At 64.5% G+C, this 248-nt stretch carries 1 protein-coding gene; it reads right to left on the bottom strand.

The window, feature by feature from the left end:
- A partial coding sequence (locus tag AB1471_RS17685) for a hypothetical protein (protein WP_367781028.1) occupies positions 1–216 on the bottom strand: 216 nt, incomplete at its 3' end.
- Between the last annotated feature and the right edge of the window lie 32 nt (positions 217–248).

Raw genomic sequence — 248 nt, 5'->3', positions numbered from 1 at the left:
CTGCTTGGCCTCGTAGAGCGCGGCCAACTCGAACTGCGCCGTGCTCTTAGGGACGGCCACCGAGTTCAGGTCAATCAGCTCCTGGTAAAGGCGGATGGCGTCCTGATCGCGATGCGAATCGCGGTAGATGGAGGCCAGCGCGAACTTGGCGAGGGCGGAGAGGTCGCGGTCACGGAAGGAAGCGGCGTCGCTCAGGCTCTGTTCGGCGGCTTTCATGTCACCGGCTTCGACTGAGGCCACGCCGGACA

The sequence above is a fragment of the Jeotgalibacillus marinus genome, assembly GCF_040801915.1.
GTDB classification, from domain to species: Bacteria; Bacillota; Bacilli; order Bacillales; family Jeotgalibacillaceae; genus Jeotgalibacillus; species Jeotgalibacillus marinus.
The sequence above is the reverse complement of the archived record's forward strand: the minus strand, read 5'-3'. Positions and strand labels throughout refer to the sequence as shown.